We start from the raw sequence: 20,084 nt of genomic DNA, 5'->3' as shown, positions 1-20,084 counted from the left end.
AGGACGCGGAGTGTACTTTTGTACATGAGCATTCCGAGCTTGTTTTTAACGCAGTAGGGCCGACGCGCAGCAGATCGTAACCCTAGTTACTGCGCGTAGCGGCGATTCAGGCCAGGCGGTACACCGCTGCTGTCAGTCGGTAACCAAGGCCCTTGCGGATTAGTGGCCCAACTCCAGCCAGCATTCCAGCGGTAATAGGTGCGCTCACGGTAGTACAGATGAGAAGCGCCACCGACCACATACACCCCCAGCCGTGCATCCCACTGACTGGCCACCCCGGGTGGCGGGGCAAAGCGTGGGTGGTTGCTGCTGCCACCCGGGTACGTCACCGGCGCTGTGCTGAGCGGCGCCTGCACGCAGGCGCCGAGGCTCAGCACGCTTACAAGTACAACACCACGCCATAGCGGACTCATGGCGCCTTACTGTCTGCGCTGTCGATCAGCAGTTGTTGTGGCTCAGTGGTCTTGCTGGCCAGCGGCAGGCTGCTGCCGACCCACTCACCGGCCGTGGCATTGCCACTGCGAGAAATACGCGCCACCAGCTGCACCTGCTCGAAGCCAGAGATCTTCAACTGCGGCATCATCGCGTCGCTGTCCGACAAGCGCACTTCAGCGGGCAGGTCAGCCACGGTCAGACGCTTGACCGCCAGCGGCATCGGTGGCCCGGAAACCGCGCGGGCGAAGATAAATACCGCATCGCCCGGTTGCACCTTGGCCTGCAAGTCGTCGGCGAGCGCCACCTGTACCGTCAGGCCAGGGCCGGCACTAACTGCCGCCTCTTCAACGGGCTCACCAAGCTGCTCGCGGGCGCGGTCTATCCCGCCCTGAATCGCCTGACGTGAAGGGTCTTCAGCCGGCAGAACCGCCACCAGCTGCTGCCAGTGACCAATCGCCTGCTTGAACTGCCCGCTCTCATAGGCGGCAATACCCAATAGGCCAAGGCTGGTGACTTCCGCCGGATCGGCTTTAAGCGCCTCGTCGGTCAGTGCCTGCAACTGCGGCGTCCATTGTTTGCCACCGGCAAAATAAAGCGCCTGCGCCCATTGCCCGAGCAGCTCAGGCGCACGCCCGGCTACTTCAATGGCACGTTCAAAAGCCTGGGCAGCATCAGCCGCACGCTCCTGAGCCATGTAGGTGCGACCCAGGAAGTACCAGCTTTCGGCTGACTTGGGATCACTTTTTACTGCAGCTTCCAAGCGCGCAGTCATTTCCTCAATGGTCTTTGGCTGATCAGCAAAGGTGCGGGCACGCTCGACATCATCGATAGCCCCCCAATGCTGATACAGGCCATACCCCAGCAAGGGCATCAGCAAGGCAAACACCAGTGGGACTTTAATGCCCAGTGTGCGCTGCGGCGGCAGCGCCTGCGCACCTTCGGTATCGGCCAGCAACTCACGGGCTGCCTCATCACGACCAGCGGCAAGCTGCTCAGCGTTCAACGCGCCAGCAGCATTCTGCGCCTGCAGGTCCTGCAAGCGCTCTTGGTACAGGGTCACATTGAGGGCGGTGCGGTCTTCTTCAGCCTGGAGCTTGCGCCCACGCAGCACGGGAATCAGTACAAATGCCAGGGCTGTCAGCAACAGCAGGCCGGCGCATAACCAAAATTCAATCATCAGTCTTTTTATCCACAGGCGGTTGATTGGCGGGCTGTTGGCTGAGCAACGTCGCCAGACGCTGCTGCTCGTCCGCAGACAGGCCGCTGGCGACACCACCCGACTTAATACGACGACGCAACAGGATGACCCCAAGCAAAGCGAAACCACCGATCAGCAGACCGGCCGGGCCGTACCACAGCAAAAGGGTGCGCGTGGTTACCGGCGGTTTGTAGAGCACGAAATCGCCATAGCGGCTGACCAGATAATCGATGATCTGCTGGTTGCTCTGCCCCTCCTCCAACATGCGGAAGATCTGCGCACGCAAGTCCATGGCAATCGGTGCATCGGAGTCGGCGATGTTCTGGTTCTGGCACTTAGGGCAACGCAACTCTTGCACCAGGTTGCGATAACGCTGGCGCTCGGCCTCAGTGGCGAACTCGTAAGTATCGATAGCGGCCTGAGCGGTACCTAACAGAGCCAGACCCAGCACGGCGGCGGTGAGTAAACGCCTCATGGCTGGGCCTCATCGACCAATTCTTGATAAAGCGGCGCCAGCTGCTCACGCCAAACACGCTCATCGATCACGCCAACAAACTTGTGGCGGATGATGCCGGCCTTGTCGATCAGGAAGGTCTCAGGCGCGCCATACACGCCCAGGTCCAGCCCTAGAGTGCCTCGGGCGTCGTTGATATTCAGCTGATAGGGGTCATGGAACTCCACCAACCACTTTTGCGCGGCGGCATTGTCGTCCTTGTAGTTGACCCCATAAATGTTCACGCCCAGCTTGGCCAACTTGTTCAGCACCGGGTGTTCGACCCGGCAAGCCACACACCAGGTGGCCCAAACATTGACCAGCGCAGGCTTACCCTTGAGATCGGCCTCGCTAAGCAACTTACCGTCCTGCACGGCCGGCAGGGAGAACGCCGGCAGGGGCTTGCCGATCAGCGCCGATGGCAGCTCAGACGGATCGAGGAACAGCCCGCGGTAGAGAAACACCGCCACACCGAGAAAAAGCGCCAGGGGCAAGAGCAGCAACAAACGCTTCATGCCTGCGCCCCCGCCATACCCAGCGCTTCACGCACGCGGGTGCGCACCTTCATCCGGTAGCGTTTGTCGGAGGCTGAAAGGAAGCCACCAAAGCCCATCAGCAGCGCGCCGAACCAGATCCAGCGCACAAACGGCTTGATGTGCACGCGCACTGCCCAGGCGCCATTCTCCAACGGTTCACCCAGGGCGACGAACAGGTCTCGGGTGATCCCGGCGTCAATGCCGGCTTCGGTCATCACCGATTGCTGCACGGTGTACAAGCGCTTCTCAGGGTGCAGCACGGCAATCTGCTTGCCGTCTTCGAGGATGCGCACAGTGCCTTTATCCGAGGTGAAGTTCGGCCCTTCAAAGTGCTCGGCACCTTCGAAAGTGAACTGATAACCGCCAATCTCCACTGACTCACCCGGAGCCATGCGCATATCACGCTCGAAACTGCCGACACTGGTCAGCACCACGCCCAACGCACAGATCGCCATGCCCAGGTGCGCCGTCTGCATGCCCCAATAACTGCGGGTCAGGCTCGGCAAACCTTTGAGCAAGCCCTTGTGCCGGGTTTTCTCAAGAATGTCGCGCACACCGGCCAAAACCACCCAGGCAGCCAGCAGCCAGACCCCGAGCACCGCCCAGTTAAAGTCACCCACCAGGAAGGTGGCGACAACCGCCAGCACCACGCTGCCGATCAGTACCGGCGCGAGCATGTTCAGCAACCATTTAACTGGCGTGTCTTTCCAGCGCACCAGCACACCGACCGCAATCATCGCCATCAACAGGCCCATCAACGGCACGAACAGCGCGTTGAAGTACGGCGGACCAACCGACAGCTTGGCGCCGGTCATGGCGTCCAGCACCAACGGGTACAGGGTGCCGAGCAGAATCATCGCCGCGGACACTACCAGAATCAGGTTATTCACCAGCAGCAGGGTTTCCCGCGACCACAGGGCGAAGCCGACCTGGCTCTTGACCACCGGCGCACGGATTGCAAACAGCGCCAGCGAGCTGCCTACCACGATCAACAGGAATGCCAGGATAAACACGCCGCGCTCAGGGTCGCTGGCGAAGGCATGCACCGAGGTCAGCACCCCGGAACGCACCAGGAAGGTCCCCAGCAAGCTGAGGGAGAAGGCGGCGATGGCCAGCAGCACGGTCCAGCTCTTGAACACGCCGCGCTTTTCCGTGACCGCCAGGGAGTGAATCAGCGCGGTGCCGACCAACCAGGGCATAAAGGAGGCGTTTTCCACCGGGTCCCAGAACCACCAGCCGCCCCAGCCAAGTTCGTAGTAGGCCCACCACGAGCCCAGAGCAATACCAATGCCGAGGAAGGCCCAGGCAACGATGGTCCACGGCCGCGACCAGCGCGCCCAGGCCGCATCCAGCTTGCCGCCGAGCAAGGCGGCGATGGCGAAAGCGAAGGCGACAGAGAAGCCGACATAGCCCATGTAGAGCATCGGCGGATGCACGATCAGACCAAAATCCTGCAACAGCGGATTGAGATCACGGCCATTGGTCGGGGTATCAAACAGCAAGCGCGCGAACGGGTTGGACGTCACGATCAGAAACAACAGAAAGCCGATGCTGATGATGCCCATGACCCCAAGCACGCGCGCGAGCATTTCTTCCGGTAGCTGGCGCGAGAAGATCGACACGGCAAAAGTCCAGCCGGCGAGAATCAAGCCCCAGAGCAACAGCGAACCTTCGTGGGCACCCCACACGGCGCTGAATTTGTAATACCAGGGCAGCGCGCTGTTGGAGTTGTTGGCCACATAGGCGACGGTAAAGTCGTCGACCATAAAGGCGTAGGTCAGGCAGATAAAGGAAAACAGCAGGAAGGCAAACTGACCCCAGGCGGCCGGTGCCGCCAGGCTCATCCACTGACGGTCGCCCCGCCAGGCGCCAATCATTGGTAATGTCGCCTGCACCAGCGCCATGCACAGCGCCAGAATCATTGCCAAATGGCCGAGTTCGGGGATCATTGCGCCGCCTCCAGTCGGGACGCCTGCTTGGCCGCTTGGGCCGCGTCGTGTTTCTGCTTCATCCCGCTTTGCTCCAACGCCTGCATGACTTCCGGCGGCATGTAGTTTTCATCGTGTTTGGCCAGCACTTCATCGGCAATTAACACATTGCTGGCGTCGAGCTTGCCCATGGCGACAATGCCCTGCCCCTCACGGAACAGGTCCGGGAGAATGCCGCTGTAGCGGATGGTCACGCGCTTGGCGCCGTCGGTCACCACAAAATCAGTTTCCAGCGAATCGCTGGAACGCTTCACGGAGCCCTCTTCGACCAGGCCACCGGCACGAATCCGGGTGTCCTGCGGGGCGTCACCATTGGCAATTTGCGTGGGCGTGTAGAACAGGTTGATGTTCTGCTGCAATGCGCTCAGGGCCAGAGCCACGGCGATGCCTACACCAGCGATGATCGCCAGAACGATAAACAGGCGTTTCTTGCGCAGCGGGTTCACTTCGACTCCTCCCGGCGCAAACGACGCGCCTCGTCTTGCAGATAACGTCGACGTGCCAGGATTGGCAGCGCCACATTCAACCCCAGCACAACCAGGCTGATGGCATAACAGGACCAGACATATGGCCCATGGGTCCCCATGGCGAGAAACTCGCTAAAACTGGCAAAACTCATAGGCCTTTCTCCACCTGCGCCTTCACTTCGGCCTTGGCCCAACTGCTTCGCGCCTCGCGCTTGAGCACCTCCAAACGCATGCGCAGCAGTAACACCGCGCCAAAGAAGCAGTAGAAGCCCAGCACCATGATCAGCAGGGGCATCCACATTTCAAACGGCATACTTGGTTTTTCCACCACGCTGAAGGTGGCGGGCTGATGCAGGGTGTTCCACCACTCCACCGAGTATTTGATGATCGGGATATTCACCACGCCGACAATCGACAGCACCGCACAGGCCTTGGCGGCGCTGTCACGGTTGGTGATGGCGTTGCCCAAGGCGATCACGCCGAAATACAGGAACAATAAAATCAGCATCGAGGTCAGGCGTGCGTCCCAGACCCAGTAGGTGCCCCACGTGGGCTTGCCCCATATCGCGCCAGTCACCAGAGCAATAAAGGTGATCCAGGCACCAATGGGCGCCGCCTGCTGCAGCGCGACATCGGCCAACTTCATTTTCCACACCAAGCCAACGGTGCCGGCGACTGCCAGCATCACGTAGATGGACTGAGCCAGAAAAGCCGCTGGAACATGGATGTAGATGATGCGAAAACTGTTGCCCTGCTGGTAATCCGGCGGTGCAAAGGCCAGGCCCCAGACCAACCCAACCAGCAACAGCAAGACGGCAGCAGCGGCCAGCCAAGGTAGCCAGCGGCTGCTGATTTCATAAAACCATTTGGGCGAGCCGAGTTTGTGAAACCACGTCCAGTTCATCAGGTTACTCATCAGTGCTAGGGCTGATCGCGGTGCAGGTAGGCACCTGCGGCGGCCGGCCATTCAGGCTTAGTTGTCTACTCAGCGACACTGATCGTTAGACCAGCGGCGATGGCAAAAGGTGTCAAGGTCACCGCCAATGCGGTGAGGCTGGCCAACCACAACAAGTGGCCGACCGCCGGCAATCCTTGCAGGCTGGCTTGTAACGCACCGCTGCCGAGAATCAACACCGGGATGTACAACGGCAAAATCAACAACGCGAGCAGCAGACCGCCACGTTTAAGGCCCACAGTCAGCGCGGCACCGACCGCGCCCAGCAAGCTCAACACCGGGGTGCCCAACAGCAGGGAAATCAGCAATACCGGTAAACAGCGCTCAGGCAAGCCCAGCATCAACGCCAACAACGGCGCCAACAGCACCAGCGCCAAGCCGGAAAAAAGCCAGTGTGCCAGTACCTTGGCCAAAACCAGAAGAGCCAGGGGGTGCGGCGAAAGGACCCACTGCTCCAGAGAGCCATCCTCAAAATCACTGCGAAACAGCCCGTCCAGCGAGAGCAGCACGGCCAATAGGGCCGCCACCCACACCAGCCCGGGCGAAAGGCTTTGTAACAACTGCGTTTGCGGCCCCACCGCCAGAGGGAACAGGGCAATCACAATGGCGAAGAACACCAGCGGGTTGGCCAACTCGGCGGGACGCCGAAACAGCAAGCGCGCCTCACGCGCCAGCAGCAGGGTAAAAACATTGCTCATGATGTGCGCAGCCCCAAATCAAGCTCGCGATAACCGGCCGGTTTAACGCGTAACTCGTGATGCGTGGTCAGCACCACCAAGCCGCCCTGCTGACAATGAGCGGCCAGATGCTCTTCCAGCTGCGCCACTGCGGCTTTATCCAGCGCGGTGAAGGGTTCATCCAGCACCCATAGCTTCGGCCCTGGCAGGTACAACCGCGCCAAGGCCACACGTCGCTGCTGGCCAGCCGACAGGGTATGGCAGGGCACGTCTTCAAAACCGCGCAACCCCACCGCATCCAGCGCCTGCCAGATAGCGTCGCGCTCCGCCGGCTGATGCAGCGCGCACAGCCAGCCGAGGTTCTCTTCGGCCGTCAGCAAACCCTTGATACCGGCGGCATGACCAATCCACAGCAGGTTGCGCGCCAGTTCAGCACGCTGCGCCGTCAACGGACGACCATTCAGGCGGATCTCGCCGGCAGTCGGCTGCATCAAACCGGCCAACAGGCGCAGCAGGCTGGTCTTGCCGCTGCCGTTAGGCCCGGCAACCTGCAACATCTCACCGGGAACCAGACGTACCTCCAGCTGCTCGAACAGCATGCGCCAGTCTCGCTCACAGGCGAGCGCCACGGCTTCGAGAAGAGGACTGATCAAGGCATCGGTACCTAAAGTGGATGGCAAAAGCGGCTCAAGTCGGCAGCGTCTTGGCCGCTATACTGACGCAAGTGAAACACGCAGCCGGCCCGGACGGGGCGCGATTATACATGCCATGCCCCGCCTCCCGCAGCGGGCATTTTCGACAGGTTGTAACCCACCCATGAGCGAAATCAGCAGTCCACGGCCCCTGCCGCCGACACCCCCCAGCAGCCGCCCCAACGCCGTAGCGGCTGACCAAGCGGTGAAACTGCTGCAACCCCTGCAAGGCTTGCTGCTCAGTGGGGAAACCGCCAAGGCCGAAGTTATCGCCTTGAAGGAAGTGGCGCAGAGCTTTCAGTTGCTACTCAAGTTGACGCTGGAGAATGGCCGGCAAACCACCCTCGAAGCCAGCAGTTCCCGGCCTATCGCCCAGGGCACCTCACTGGCGGTGACCGCCTTGTCGGAAACCCGCCTGGCCTTAGCTGTACTGGCCGGGGGCAACAAACCTCTCACCAGCCTGGACCTCGAACAACTACCCGTCGGCACCCTGCTACAAGGCAAGGTGGTCGCCCGCGAGCAACTGCTGCAGGGCCGCGCGCAAGAGGTGGTCTACAAAGTCGTGGTCAACTTGCTCAACACGCAGCTGGCCGGCAGCAAGCTGTCGCTGGAAACTCCGCTGGCGCTGCCGGTGGGCAGTTTGCTCAGCGCGCAAGTGCAGGGGAACCAGTCGTTGAGCTTTCTGCCCTTGAGCGGCCGCCTGGATCAACTCGCGCTAAGCCAGCAATTGGCCTCACAAAGCAACCGCCAAGGTTCATTGGAGGGCTTTTTCAGCGCCCTACAAGGTCTGCGCGGCAGCGCCGAGATGAGCGAAGGTCTGCGCACCAGCATCGATAAACTCTTCGGCACCCTGCCCGATGCCGCTCAGCTAAGCACCCCAAAAGGCCTGGCCGCCGCCCTGGAGAACAGCGGTATTTTGCTCGAGAGCAAACTATTGGGCGGCCAGGGCCAAGCTCTGCCGAACGACCTCAAGGCCAACCTGCTGCGCCTGATTACCCAACTATTACCCAGCCTGTCAGCCGGTACCCCTTTGGCCGCCGCCACTGCCAGTTCCGCAATGGCACAGGCCATGCCGGCCCTGGCCCGCGACCTACTTGGCAGCCTAGGTAAGGCCAGCACACGCCAACAAGGACTGAACTTCCCCCTGCCCTCGCGCCTGCTGCAATCGATGGAAGGTGAGGCTGACCTGGAGGCCCTGCTAAAACTTGCTGCAGCGGCCATCTCGCGCCTGCAAACTCACCAGCTGTCCAGCCTGGCGCAGAGCCAGGTCGGATCGGACGGCAACCTGCTCACCACCTGGCAACTGGAGCTACCCATGCGTAACCACCAGGAGCTGGTGCCGCTGCAGGTAAAAATCCAGCGCGACGAAAGCAACCCACAAGAAAAACCCGAGAAAAAAGAAACCCTGTGGAAAGTTGAGCTGGCATTCGATATCGACCCACTGGGGCCCCTGCAGATCCAGGCGCAACTGGCCCATGGCCGTCTATCCAGCCAGCTGTGGGCAGAACGCAGCAGTACCGTCAGCCTGATTGACGCCGAACTGGACAACCTGCGCCAACGCCTTAATGCCGCAGGCGTCCAGGTAGGTGAGCTGGCCTGCAGCCAGGGCATACCGCCGCGTGGTCCACGCACAACCTTGGAACAACGCTGGGTGGATGAAACCGCATGAAGAAGACCACGCCACGCCAAGCCATCGCCCTCACCTACGACGGGCAGAATGCGCCTGTGCTCAGTGCTAAAGGCGATGACGAACTGGCCGAAGCAATCCTGGCGATTGCCCGAGAATATGAAGTTCCGATCTACGAAAATGCGGAGCTGGTACGCCTGCTCGCGCGCCTGGAGTTGGGTGATGCAATCCCGGAGCAGCTGTATCGCTGTATCGCGGAAATCATCGCCTTTGCCTGGTACTTGAAGGGTAAAGCACCGGCGGGTGGTGGGCGCGATACAGATATCACGCCGCCGCTGCGCCTATTGGAAGGCCCAGCCCACTGAGCAACCGCCGATCTAGAAGGAAGGGTTCATCAGTAACGCTGCAGTTTGGCCTGCTGCATTTTGCTGACCAACTCAGCCTCAGCCTTGCTCAGGCCGCAGGACTGAGTCAGGTCATCCACACTGGCACCCATGCCAGCCAGTCGCGCCGCTTGGGTAAACGACAGGCTACTGGGGTCACGCTGTTCAATTTGATTGAGTTTGTCCGGCAGCGGCGCCACAACGCGGCGCAGCTCTTGTAACTCCTCACCCATCTGCACACTGCCCGCCAGGTAGGCATCCAGACGCCGACTGAGCTCTTTGAACCGCCGGTCACGCGCGGCGTCACGCTCACCTTGCAGCTTGACGACGTCGCGCAACTGCCGTGCAAGCCAAATGCAGGCACCCATTAGCCCCAGGCAAACCAGGACTAGGACGGTAAGCAGCGCGACAAGCATGAGCTAGATGCTCTCCAGCTCGGACCACTCTTCTTCACTCATCATTTTGTCCAGCTCAACCAAAATCAGTAGTTCGCCGTTCTTGTTGCATACGCCCTGAATAAACTTGGCGGATTCATCATTGCCAACGTTCGGCGCTGTTTCCACTTCAGATTGGCGCAGGTAAACCACCTCCGCCACGCTGTCGACCAAGATACCAACCACCTGCTTGTCAGCCTCGATAATCACGATACGGGTGTTATCGGTCACCTCAGTGGAGTCAAGGCCAAAACGCTGGCGCGTGTCGATCACGGTGACCACATTACCGCGCAGGTTGATGATGCCCAGCACATAGCTCGGAGCACCCGGCACAGGGGCAATTTCGGTGTAGCGCAGAACTTCCTGCACTTGCATCACATTGATGCCATAGGTTTCGTTATCCAGGCGGAACGTCACCCACTGCAGAATCGGATCTTCAGAGCCTTGTGCCGAACTTTTCTTCATGTCCCTAACCTCGTCTTGAACCGCTCACGGCGGCGATCGCGGGTATCTAGCCCGGTGTCTTTACTGTAGTTGCCAGGCGGTGCAGCGCACAGCCCGTGCGTTATTCAATGACCCTGTCTGGCCGCCATACGTTTAGCGGCACCACTGGCAATCAACTCAGCCAGCGATGCAATATCCAACAGGGCACACATGTGTTCAATCACCGTACCGGCCAGCCATGGGCGCTGAGTCCGCTGGCTGCGCCATTTGACCTCATTCGGGTCGAGCCGAATCGAGCGGCTGACCTGATGCACAGCCAGCCCCCACTCATAGCCCTGAACGGAGATCACATACTGTAAACCTTCGCGAAAATCATCGCGGTAACGATCAGGCATTACCCAGCGCGCAGTATCCAGCACCTTCAGGTTGCCTGCCTGGCTAGGCAGTATGCCGAGAAACCAGTCGGGCTGGCCAAATAATGGCGTCAGCTCCTGGCCTTGCAGGGGATAAATCGAACCCAGACACACCAGCGGCACGGCCAACGTCAGGCCGGCAACGTCGAACAATAGACATTCGAAAGGCTCCTGAGCCCATTCCGGACGACCCGATAATACCGGCTCGGGCACCATCAACGACGGCAGCGGTGCGCGCTCAACCTCAATCACGGCTAGAGTGGCAGCCACTTGCGGCGCGACTTCAACGGACGGTGCCGGGATCTCGATAGTGGGCAGCACAAGCGGTCGCGCAGCCAGTTCAGCCAAGGGTTTGCTGGCCACGGCTTGCACTTGAGGCAGGGTTCGGGCGTCGCGGACCTGCTCTTCAAGCACCGCCGCTTCGAACTCATCCAGCGTGATGCTATCGGCTAACTCGACCGCAGCGTCCTGCAACAAGCTATCCAGATAGGACTGCAAGGCCAGTTGCGGACGTGTCGCGGTAGCAAGGGGAAGACTCATGAAAACAACCCGTAATAACAATCTGTACAGACTATCGGCCGCGCTAGCGACAGACTTGAGCCTATATCTTCAGCATAGCCGCTCATCTCAGGCGACCTGCGCGGCAATCTGCTGCGCCAACAAGTGCTTGAGAAGCGCCCGATAGGCAATCACGCCACGGCTATTTTTATCGAATTGCGACGGTGTCAGGCCGGCCCGACTGGCGTCGCGCAGGCGCGTATCAACCGGAATATAAGCGGGCCACAGGTGCTCAAGGTAATTGTTGCGCAAGACCCGCAGCGTACTCATGGAGGCCTGAGTACGGCGATCAAACAGCGTCGGCACGATGGTGTAAGGCAGCGCCTGCTGCCGCGAGCGGTTGATCATGGCCAGGGTATTGACCATGCGTTCAAGGCCTTTGACCGCAAGAAACTCAGTCTGCACCGGAATCACCAACTGTTGGCTGGCCGCCAGGGCATTGACCATTAACACGCCGAGCAAGGGCGGGCTGTCGATCACTGCATGATCAAAGTCCTCCCAAAGCTGCGCAAGGCTCTTGGCGATCACCAACCCTAACCCGCTCTGCCCGGGTGACTGACGCTCAAGCGTGGCAAGTGCGGTACTGGAAGGCAGCAAAGAAATTCGCTCATGGCTGGTCGGCAACAGCAATTGCTGCGGCAAACCGCGCGGCACGCTGCCCTTGTGCTGAAACAGATCAAAACTGCTGTGTTCAAGGCTGTCAGGGTCGTGCCCGAAATAGCTGGTCATCGAACCATGAGGATCGAGATCGACCACCACCACGCGCTTACCGGCATCAGCCAGCAGGCCCGCCAAGGCGATTGATGTGGTGGTCTTACCAACGCCACCTTTTTGATTGGCTACTGCCCAGACTCTCATCGTAATCATCCTCTCGGTGCAGGTGATGCCTGACCGAGAACGGGGCCACCTTTATGGGGCCGGCGACGGGGGGTTGACGGCACCCGCTTGCGGGGCCGGCGCTATCAGTGTTGCTGCAGGTTGCGTGCCAGCCCGCTTCAGGGCCGCATCAGGCTGCGCATTCGCGCTGCCCACACCACTTACGCTGCGGCGCACATCGAGATTGCGCGATATCACCAACACCACCCGACGATTGCGGCCACGCCCTTCTGCAGTGGTGTTATCGGCCACGGGCTGGAACTCACCGTAACCTACAGCCGCCAAACGACTCGGGTTAACCCCATCCATCGCCAGCATCCGGACGATACTCGCGGCCCTTGCGGTAGACAGCTCCCAGTTAGTAGGGAACTGCGCAGTCTGAATGGGCAGATTATCGGTAAAGCCTTCTACGTGAACCGGATTCTCATAGGGCGCCAGAATTTTGGCTACCTTCTCGATAATATCGAACGCCGCATTATTAGGGACGGCATCGCCACTGGTGAACAGCAGGCTGGAACTGAGTTCAATCTCGATCCATAACTCATTGCCGCTGACCTTGAGCTGACCGGACTGAATCAAGCCGCCAAAGGCATCACTTATGCTTTGGGCGATGCTTTCCAGCGAGTCGGCAGCTGACAGCGTGCTTTCTTCATCCACCAGCGAACGATCCGGCTCAGTGGTACGCGGCCGCTCATCACCGACCGGAATCGGCTTGATCGCACGATCAGGCTGATTGAACACACCGGTCAGGCTGTCTGAAAGAATTTTGTACTTGCCTTCGTTAATCGAGGAAATCGAGTACATCACCACGAAAAACGCAAACAGCAAGGTAATGAAGTCGGCATAGGAGACCAGCCAACGTTCGTGGTTTTCATGTTCTTCTTGATGACGCCGGCGGGCCATGTTGTGCCTCCATCAATCCATAAAGCCTTGCAGCTTCAATTCGATGGAGCGTGGGTTTTCACCCTCGGCAATCGACAGGATGCCTTCGAGCAACATCTCGCGATAACGCGATTGGCGTTGAGCGATGGCTTTGAGCTTGTTACCAATGGGCAGCAGCAGCAGGTTGGCAAAACCAACGCCATAAATGGTCGCCACAAACGCCACCGCAATGCCGCTGCCGAGCATGCTCGGGTCGGCCAGATTACCCATGACGTGAATCAGGCCCATCACCGCACCGATAATGCCAATCGTCGGCGCATACCCGCCCATGCTTTCAAACACCTTGGCAGCCTGAATATCACGGCCCTCCTGGGTGTACAGATCGACTTCGAGAATACTGCGAATGGCTTCCGGCTCTGCCCCGTCAACCAACAGCTGCAAACCTTTGCGGGCGTAGGGGTCCGTTTCAGCATCAGCCACCGCCTCAAGGCCCAGCAAACCTTCCTTACGCGCGGTCATGCTCCAGCCGACGACCCGATTTATGCCTCCAACCAGATCTATCCGCGGCGGGAAAAAGATCCAGCTGATAATTGCCAGCGCGCGCTTGAATACATGGACGGGAGCCTGGAGGAATGCTGCGCCTAGGGTACCGCCGATCACGATCAGCGCTGCTGGCCCATTGAGCAAAGCACCAACATGACCGCCTTCGAGATAGTTGCCGCCGAGGATCGCGACAAATGCCAGGATGACCCCAATAAGGCTCAGTACATCCATTAAATACAGGCCTCCACCAGGTGCCTGCCAATATCATCCAACGGGTACACAGCATCGGCCAGATTGGCTTTGACGATAGCCATGGGCATGCCGTAAATCACACAACTGGCTTCATCCTGTGCCCACACCTGGCTGCCAGTCTGTTTGAGCAGGCGCGCACCTTCACGGCCATCCGCGCCCATGCCCGTCAGCACGACCGCGAGCACTTTGTCCGCGTAAGATTTGGCCACGGAGCCAAAGGTGATATCGACACAAGGCTTGTAGTTAAGGCGCTCGTCACCCGGCAGGATCTTCACCATGCCACGGGCGTCGACCATCATCTGCTTACCGCCTGGGGCTAGCAGCGCCAGCCCAGGCCGCAGCACATCGCCATCCTCAGCCTCCTTGACGCTGATACGGCACAGTTTGTCGAGGCGTTCGGCAAAGGCCTTGGTGAAGGCTGCGGGCATGTGCTGGATCAGCACCAGCGGCGCGGGGAAGTTAGCCGGCAACTGCGTCAATACACGCTGCAGCGCCACCGGCCCACCCGTTGAGGTGCCGATAGCGACTAATTTATAGGGCTTACGCTTGGGTGTAGCACTCGAAACGGCCACAGGGGCAGGTGCAACCGCGGGTCGACTCAGCGTGCTGGCCGTTGAGGCGGGGCGTACCGCTGGCCGGGCTGGCGCAGCAGCTGATGCCGCAGGCTGCGGGCTCAGGCTGCGGCGGTTGCTGCGGGCGATGGTATGGATTTTCTCGCAGAGCAGTTGTTTAACCCGCTCGGGGTTACGCGAAATGTCCTCAAAGTTCTTCGGCAGAAAATCCACGGCACCCGCTTCAAGAGCATCCAGGGTGACGCGTGCGCCCTCATGGGTAAGCGAGGAGAACATCAATACCGGCGTTGGACAGCGCTGCATGATGTTACGCACGGCCGTGATGCCATCCATCATCGGCATCTCGTAATCCATGGTAATTACATCAGGCTTGAGCGCTTGAGCCTGCTCAATCGCCTCACGACCGTTAGTGGCGGTGCCGATTACCTGAATATTCGGATCGGCTGAGAGAATTTCCGACACGCGCCGACGAAAAAAACCGGAGTCATCGACCACCAACACCTTAACAGCCATATACAACTCCTAAGCGGCGCGAAAAATACCCGCGCCGCGAACAATCAGATACGTCGCGCGTAATGTTTGAGCATGCTCGGCACGTCAAGAATCAGAGCAATACGGCCATCACCGGTGATCGTCGCGCCTGACATGCCTGGTGTGCCCTGCAACATTTTGCCCAGCGGCTTGATCACCACCTCTTCCTGACCCACCAACTGATCGACCACAAAGCCAATACGCTGGCTGCCAACAGTGAGAATCACCACATGCCCCTCGCCCTGCTCCACGTGGGCGGCATTGCCGATCAGCCAACGCTTGAGGTAGAACAGCGGCAAGGCTTTATCACGCACGACCACCACTTCCTGGCCATCGACAATATTGGTACGCGATAGATCAAGGTGGAAAATTTCGTTGACGTTAACCAGCGGAAAGGCAAAGGCCTGATTGCCCAACATCACCATCAGCGTCGGCATGATCGCCAGGGTCAGCGGCACCTTAATGACGATCTTCGAGCCCTGCCCCTTCACCGAAAACACGTTAACGGTGCCGTTGAGCTGATTAATCTTGGTTTTCACCACGTCCATGCCCACACCGCGACCGGAGACATCGGAGATCTCCGTCTTGGTCGAAAAGCCGGGGGCAAAAATCAGGTTGTAGCACTCGAACTCATTGAGTCGATCAGCCGCATCCTTATCCAGCAAACCTTTTTCCACGGCCTTGGCACGCAGCACATCCGCGTCCATGCCCTTGCCGTCATCAGAGATCGACAAGAGGATGTGATCGCCCTCCTGCTCCGCGGACAGCACCACTTTGCCGCCTCGCGCTTTACCGGACGCTTCGCGTTCGTCTGGGGTTTCAATACCATGATCAACCGCGTTACGCACCAAGTGCACCAGCGGATCGGCCAGCGCCTCAACCAGGTTCTTGTCGAGGTCGGTTTCTTCACCGACCAGCTCCAGATTGATCTCTTTCTTGAGCTGGCGCGCGAGGTCGCGAACCAGACGCGGGAAGCGCCCGAAGACTTTCTTGATCGGCTGCATGCGGGTTTTCATCACCGCCGTCTGCAAGTCGGCCGTCACCACATCCAGGTTGGACACCGCCTTGGACATGGCTTCATCGCCGCTGCTGGAGCCCAAACGCACCAGGCGATTACGCACCAGCACCAGTTCACCGACCATGTTCATGATTTCATCCAGGCGCGCAGTGTCTACCCGCACGGTGGTTTCCGCTTCACTGGGCGGAGCAGCCTTTTCTACCGCAGGCACCTTGGCGGGTTCAGCCTTAGCCGCAGGCTTTGCAACCGCAGGCGCTGCACTTTTGCTGGGTTCTACTGGCTTGGCAGCTGGCGCCGGCGTAGCGGCTTTGATCGCCTCAGGCTCGACAAACTTGCCCTTGCCATGCAGCTGATCGAGCAAGGCTTCGAACTCATCGTCGGTGATATCACCGTTTGCTGCAGCAGGCTCAGCCGGGGCTGCCGGCGTAACGGGAGCCGAAGTGGCTGGCGCTACAAACTGACCTTTGCCGTGCAGCTGGTCGAGCAACGACTCAAATTCATCGTCGGTGATTTCATTGCTAGAGGTAGGCTCGGGTACGGCAGGTGCGACGGGAGCCTCGGGCGTGACGAACTGACCTTTGCCATGTAACTGATCCAGCAACGACTCGAATTCATCATCAGTAATTTCATCGCTGCTGGCGGCGCTGGAAGCGGCTGTCGCCGGCTCATCCAAAGCACCGAGCAACGTCTCGAATTCACTGTCGGTAATGTCGCCAGCAACGGTCTCAAACGCAGGCTCAGCGGACACTTTAACCGCCACGACCGGTTCAGGATCAGCACCTGCCGGTTCAGCCAGGCGCGCCAAAGCAGCCAGCAGCTCAGGAGTAGCCGGGGTTAGATCGGTACGCTCGCGCACCTCGGTAAACATGCCATTAACGGCATCCAGTGCTTCAAGCACCACATCCATTAACGCGGAGTCGACGCGCCGCTCACCCTTGCGCAGGATGTCGAAGACGTTTTCTGCGATATGGCAGCATTCCACCAGCTCATTGAGCTGGAGAAAACCAGCACCACCTTTGACGGTATGAAAACCGCGAAAAATAGCGTTGAGCAGATTCATGTCGTCCGGACGACTTTCCAGCTCTACCAGCTGCTCGGACAACAGTTCAAGAATCTCGCCGGCCTCTACCAGGAAGTCCTGGAGGATTTCTTCATCGGCGCCGAAGCTCATAAGACGTGTGCTCCTAAAATCCTAAGCTAGAAAGCAGGTCGTCGACATCATCTTGATTAGATGCGACGTCTTCACGCTTATCGGCATGAATCTGCGGACCTTCACCGTGGGAAGGTTCTTTTTGTTTTTCTTGCTCGGCACGGAGTAACTCGTGGTTGTGCTCAATGCCGGCAAATTGATCCACCTGACTGGCCATCAGCACCAGTTTCAGCAGGTTGCTCTCAACTTCAGTGACCAACTGGGTCACCCGCTTGATCACCTGCCCGGTGAGATCCTGATAATCCTGAGCCAGCAAAATATCATTGAGGTGCCCGGAGATTTTCGCGCTATCACGCTCACTGCTTGCTAGAAAAAGCTCAACACGCTTGGCCAATTCACGAAAACCGTCTGCGCTCATCTCGCGGCGCATAAAACGCCCCCAGTCGGCACTCAGGCTTTGCGCTTCAGCACTGAGGTCATTAACCAGCGGCGCACTCAACTCAACCAGGTCCATGGTGCGATTGGCCGCTTTCTCGGTCATCGTCACCACATAATTTAGGCGTTCGGTGGCATCGGTGATTTGCGAGACTTCAGTGGCATGCGGCACACGAGGGTCAAGCTGAAAATTGACGATGGCGTTGTGCAGCTCACGGGTCAGCTTGCCGACCTCATGATACAAGCCACGATCACGCGCCTTATTCAGGTCGTGTATCAGCTGGACCGCTTCACCAAAATTGCCTTTTTCCAGGCTGTCTACCAGTTGGCGAGCGCTGTGCTTCAAGGACGATTCAAGATCACCCTGAGCAGGATTTTTATGCTCCATAGAACCTCGTGGCAGACATCAGCCGTTGACCCGCTCAAAGATTTTCTCAATCTTCTCTTTCAGAACCTGGGCAGTGAACGGTTTGACTACATAACCGTTAACCCCAGCCTGGGCAGCTTCGATAATCTGATCACGCTTAGCTTCTGCCGTGACCATCAGCACGGGCAGGCTTTTCAGCCGATCATCCGCACGCACGGCACGCAGCAAGTCAATACCGGTCATGCCAGGCATGTTCCAATCCGTTACCAGAAAGTCGAAGCTGCCGCTTTGCAGCATGGGCAATGCAGTCGTGCCGTCATCGGCTTCTGCGGTGTTGGTGAACCCCAAGTCACGCAGGAGGTTCTTGATGATCCGTCGCATCGTTGAAAAGTCATCAACGATGAGGATTTTCATGTTTTTGTCCAAGTCGACCTCCGTACAGTCCCAAACGCACCCAGCAACCTGCATGCGCCTTTATTCATGAAACCAGCCGCGCGAGCGGGCAGTTTAGTGCGCGCGCCACTCACCCAGACGGGCGCGTAAACGAGCGGCACATTGACTGTGTAGTTGGCTTACGCGTGACTCGCTAACCCCCAACACCGCGCCGATCTCTTTAAGGTTCAATTCTTCATCGTAATACAGTGCCAACACCAAGCGCTCGCGCTCTGGCAGGTTGCCAATGGCATCCGCCAAGGCCGCCTGAAAGCGTTCATCTTCTAGATCACGAGAAGGTTCGAGGTGATGGTTGCCAGCGTCTTCAGTCAACTCGCCGTGCTCGCCGTCCTGTAACAGGTCGTCGAAACTGAACAGGCGGCTGCCTAAAGTGTCGCCAAGAATGCCGTAGTAATCCTCCAGACTCAATTGGAGTTCGGCCGCAACCTCTTGATCTTTAGCGTCCCGACCGGTTCTAGCCTCAACTTTTCGAATGGCATCACTGACCATGCGGCTATTGCGGTGCACCGAACGGGGTGCCCAGTCGCCTTTACGCACCTCATCAAGCATGGAGCCGCGAATACGGATACCGACGAATGTCTCGAAACTGGCACCTTTACTGGAGTCGTATTTTTTTGACGCTTCAAGCAGGCCGATCATCCCCGCCTGGATCAAGTCGTCAACCTGCACACTGGCCGGCAAGCGTGCCAGCAGGTGATAGGCAATGCGTTTGACCAGAGGCGCATAGCGCTCGATCAGCTGGTGCTGGGAATCCTGCGCCTGCGCTTTGCTATACATACGAAGTCCAGAGGCTGCTGTCATATGGCCGTGTCTACGATCGGTTGCTGCACCAGTCGCTCAACAAAGAACTCTAAATGACCGCGCGGGTTGGCCGGTAATGGCCAGGCGTCGACTTTCTGAGCGATTGCTTTGAACGCCAGCGCGCATTTCGAGCGCGGGAAAGCTTCGTAAACCGCGCGCTGCTTCTGCACGGCCTTGCGCACTGACTCGTCGTAAGGCACTGCACCGACATACTGCAGGGCAACGTCAAGAAAACGGTCAGTCACTTTGGTCAGCTTAGCAAAGAGATTACGACCTTCCTGCGGGCTGTGAGCCATGTTGGCCAATACGCGAAAACGATTCATACCGTGGTCGCGGTTGAGCAATTTAATCAGGGCGTAAGCATCGGTAATCGAGGTGGGTTCATCACACACCACCACCAGAACCTCCTGCGCGGCGCGCACGAAGCTGACGACACCATCACCGATCCCGGCGGCGGTATCGATAATCAGCACATCGAGGTTGTCGCTGATATCGCTGAAGGCCTGGATTAATCCAGCATGCTGCATCGGCGACAACTGCACCATGCTCTGAATGCCCGAAGCAGCAGGCACGATGCGAATACCACCTGGCCCCTGCAACAGCACATCACGCAGCTCACACTCGCCGCTGATAACGTCTTCCAGGGTGCGTTTAGCACTGAGCCCCAACAATACATCGACGTTGGCCAAACCCAGGTCAGCGTCCATCAGCATCACCCGACGGCCGAGATCGGCCAAGGCCAACGCCAGGTTCACCGAGACGTTGGTCTTGCCGACGCCACCTTTGCCGCCGGTCACCGCAATCACCTGTACGGGATGCATACCCATAATTTCTAATACCTTGTCTAACGTCGACTGGAGCCACTTGCTCGGCTAAACACCGCTCAATTCCAATAATATTTAGC

24 protein-coding genes are annotated in these 20,084 nt (G+C 58.8%); 2 read left to right on the top strand and 22 right to left on the bottom strand.

All coding sequences use genetic code 11. The annotated features are described in order from the left end of the window. Positions 1–86 precede the first annotated feature (86 nt). The 10 genes from N1078_RS09210 to ccmA all read right to left on the bottom strand — a co-directional run bounded on the left by N1078_RS09210 (position 87) and on the right by ccmA (position 7,402). On the bottom strand, positions 87–413 hold the full coding sequence (locus tag N1078_RS09210; RefSeq protein WP_274087881.1) for a hypothetical protein: 327 nt from the start codon (positions 411–413) through the stop codon (positions 87–89). After that, the gene (gene ccmI, locus N1078_RS09205; protein WP_274087880.1) at positions 410–1,612 is read right to left on the bottom strand and encodes a c-type cytochrome biogenesis protein CcmI; all 1,203 of its coding nucleotides are present in this window, start codon (positions 1,610–1,612) and stop codon (positions 410–412) included. Before ccmI ends, N1078_RS09210 begins: the two co-directional genes overlap by 4 nt. Then, a complete protein-coding gene (locus tag N1078_RS09200; protein WP_274087879.1) occupies positions 1,605–2,108 on the bottom strand; it encodes a cytochrome c-type biogenesis protein in 504 nt (167 codons plus the stop codon). Before N1078_RS09200 ends, ccmI begins: the two co-directional genes overlap by 8 nt. Continuing rightward, complete coding sequence (locus N1078_RS09195) at positions 2,105–2,641, bottom strand: DsbE family thiol:disulfide interchange protein (RefSeq protein WP_274087878.1); 537 nt, start codon at positions 2,639–2,641, stop codon at positions 2,105–2,107. Before N1078_RS09195 ends, N1078_RS09200 begins: the two co-directional genes overlap by 4 nt. Continuing rightward, positions 2,638–4,611, bottom strand: coding sequence for a heme lyase CcmF/NrfE family subunit (locus N1078_RS09190; protein ID WP_274087877.1), 1,974 nt, complete (start codon positions 4,609–4,611; stop codon positions 2,638–2,640). The genes N1078_RS09195 and N1078_RS09190 overlap by 4 nt, the downstream gene beginning before the upstream one ends. Next, the gene (gene ccmE / locus N1078_RS09185) at positions 4,608–5,096 is read right to left on the bottom strand and encodes a cytochrome c maturation protein CcmE (protein ID WP_274087876.1); all 489 of its coding nucleotides are present in this window, start codon (positions 5,094–5,096) and stop codon (positions 4,608–4,610) included. The genes N1078_RS09190 and ccmE overlap by 4 nt, the downstream gene beginning before the upstream one ends. Further along, positions 5,093–5,269: a heme exporter protein CcmD gene (gene ccmD / locus N1078_RS09180; RefSeq protein WP_274087875.1), complete on the bottom strand. Its 177-nt coding sequence runs from the start codon at positions 5,267–5,269 to the stop codon at positions 5,093–5,095. Before ccmD ends, ccmE begins: the two co-directional genes overlap by 4 nt. Beyond that, positions 5,266–6,024, bottom strand: a complete 759-nt coding sequence (locus N1078_RS09175; RefSeq protein ID WP_274088003.1) for a heme ABC transporter permease — start codon at positions 6,022–6,024, stop codon at positions 5,266–5,268. The genes ccmD and N1078_RS09175 overlap by 4 nt, the downstream gene beginning before the upstream one ends. A 74-nt stretch (positions 6,025–6,098) precedes the next feature. After that, a complete protein-coding gene (gene ccmB, locus N1078_RS09170) occupies positions 6,099–6,770 on the bottom strand; it encodes a heme exporter protein CcmB (protein ID WP_136666296.1) in 672 nt (223 codons plus the stop codon). Further along, complete coding sequence (gene ccmA / locus N1078_RS09165; RefSeq protein ID WP_274087874.1) at positions 6,767–7,402, bottom strand: cytochrome c biogenesis heme-transporting ATPase CcmA; 636 nt, start codon at positions 7,400–7,402, stop codon at positions 6,767–6,769. Before ccmA ends, ccmB begins: the two co-directional genes overlap by 4 nt. 163 nt (positions 7,403–7,565) lie before the next feature. On the opposite strand from ccmA, the gene fliK reads away from it, so the two are divergent. Further along, on the top strand, positions 7,566–9,110 hold the full coding sequence (gene fliK / locus N1078_RS09160) for a flagellar hook-length control protein FliK (RefSeq protein WP_274087873.1): 1,545 nt from the start codon (positions 7,566–7,568) through the stop codon (positions 9,108–9,110). Further along, positions 9,107–9,433: an EscU/YscU/HrcU family type III secretion system export apparatus switch protein gene (locus N1078_RS09155; RefSeq protein ID WP_274087872.1), complete on the top strand. Its 327-nt coding sequence runs from the start codon at positions 9,107–9,109 to the stop codon at positions 9,431–9,433. The genes fliK and N1078_RS09155 overlap by 4 nt, the downstream gene beginning before the upstream one ends. A 29-nt stretch (positions 9,434–9,462) precedes the next feature. On the opposite strand, the gene N1078_RS09150 is transcribed toward N1078_RS09155, so the two are convergent. The 12 genes from N1078_RS09150 to fleN all read right to left on the bottom strand — a co-directional run bounded on the left by N1078_RS09150 (position 9,463) and on the right by fleN (position 20,007). Then, positions 9,463–9,867 carry a DUF2802 domain-containing protein gene (locus tag N1078_RS09150; protein ID WP_274087871.1) on the bottom strand — a complete coding sequence of 135 codons (405 nt, stop codon included), beginning with the start codon at positions 9,865–9,867 and terminating at the stop codon, positions 9,463–9,465. 3 nt (positions 9,868–9,870) lie between these two features. Continuing rightward, positions 9,871–10,350: a chemotaxis protein CheW gene (locus N1078_RS09145; protein ID WP_274087870.1), complete on the bottom strand. Its 480-nt coding sequence runs from the start codon at positions 10,348–10,350 to the stop codon at positions 9,871–9,873. Positions 10,351–10,454: 104 nt separating this feature from the next. Next, positions 10,455–11,282 carry a CheW domain-containing protein gene (locus N1078_RS09140; protein ID WP_274087869.1) on the bottom strand — a complete coding sequence of 276 codons (828 nt, stop codon included), beginning with the start codon at positions 11,280–11,282 and terminating at the stop codon, positions 10,455–10,457. 87 nt (positions 11,283–11,369) lie between these two features. Continuing rightward, positions 11,370–12,158 carry a ParA family protein gene (locus tag N1078_RS09135; protein WP_274087868.1) on the bottom strand — a complete coding sequence of 263 codons (789 nt, stop codon included), beginning with the start codon at positions 12,156–12,158 and terminating at the stop codon, positions 11,370–11,372. 51 nt (positions 12,159–12,209) lie between these two features. Continuing rightward, a complete protein-coding gene (gene motD / locus N1078_RS09130) occupies positions 12,210–13,079 on the bottom strand; it encodes a flagellar motor protein MotD (protein WP_274087867.1) in 870 nt (289 codons plus the stop codon). A 12-nt stretch (positions 13,080–13,091) separates the two neighbouring features. Next, complete coding sequence (locus N1078_RS09125) at positions 13,092–13,832, bottom strand: flagellar motor protein (RefSeq protein WP_274087866.1); 741 nt, start codon at positions 13,830–13,832, stop codon at positions 13,092–13,094. After that, positions 13,832–14,938 (bottom strand): protein-glutamate methylesterase/protein-glutamine glutaminase, encoded by a 1,107-nt coding sequence (locus N1078_RS09120; protein ID WP_274087865.1) that lies wholly within the window; start codon positions 14,936–14,938, stop codon positions 13,832–13,834. The genes N1078_RS09125 and N1078_RS09120 overlap by 1 nt, the downstream gene beginning before the upstream one ends. Before the next feature lie 44 nt (positions 14,939–14,982). Then, a complete protein-coding gene (locus N1078_RS09115) occupies positions 14,983–17,145 on the bottom strand; it encodes a chemotaxis protein CheA (protein WP_274087864.1) in 2,163 nt (720 codons plus the stop codon). Positions 17,146–17,158: 13 nt separating this feature from the next. Beyond that, a complete protein-coding gene (locus tag N1078_RS09110) occupies positions 17,159–17,947 on the bottom strand; it encodes a protein phosphatase CheZ (protein WP_274087863.1) in 789 nt (262 codons plus the stop codon). Positions 17,948–17,965: 18 nt separating this feature from the next. Continuing rightward, positions 17,966–18,340 carry a chemotaxis response regulator CheY gene (locus N1078_RS09105; RefSeq protein ID WP_208598743.1) on the bottom strand — a complete coding sequence of 125 codons (375 nt, stop codon included), beginning with the start codon at positions 18,338–18,340 and terminating at the stop codon, positions 17,966–17,968. Positions 18,341–18,433: 93 nt separating this feature from the next. Beyond that, a complete protein-coding gene (fliA, locus tag N1078_RS09100; protein ID WP_274087862.1) occupies positions 18,434–19,180 on the bottom strand; it encodes an RNA polymerase sigma factor FliA in 747 nt (248 codons plus the stop codon). Next, on the bottom strand, positions 19,177–20,007 hold the full coding sequence (gene fleN / locus N1078_RS09095) for a flagellar synthesis regulator FleN (protein WP_274087861.1): 831 nt from the start codon (positions 20,005–20,007) through the stop codon (positions 19,177–19,179). Before fleN ends, fliA begins: the two co-directional genes overlap by 4 nt. Positions 20,008–20,084: the final 77 nt, after the last annotated feature.

The organism is Pseudomonas sp. MIL19 (assembly GCF_028680365.1).
In the GTDB taxonomy this organism is placed as follows: Bacteria; Pseudomonadota; Gammaproteobacteria; order Pseudomonadales; family Pseudomonadaceae; genus Aquipseudomonas; species Aquipseudomonas spirodelae.
The sequence above is the reverse complement of the archived record's forward strand: the minus strand, read 5'-3'. Positions and strand labels throughout refer to the sequence as shown.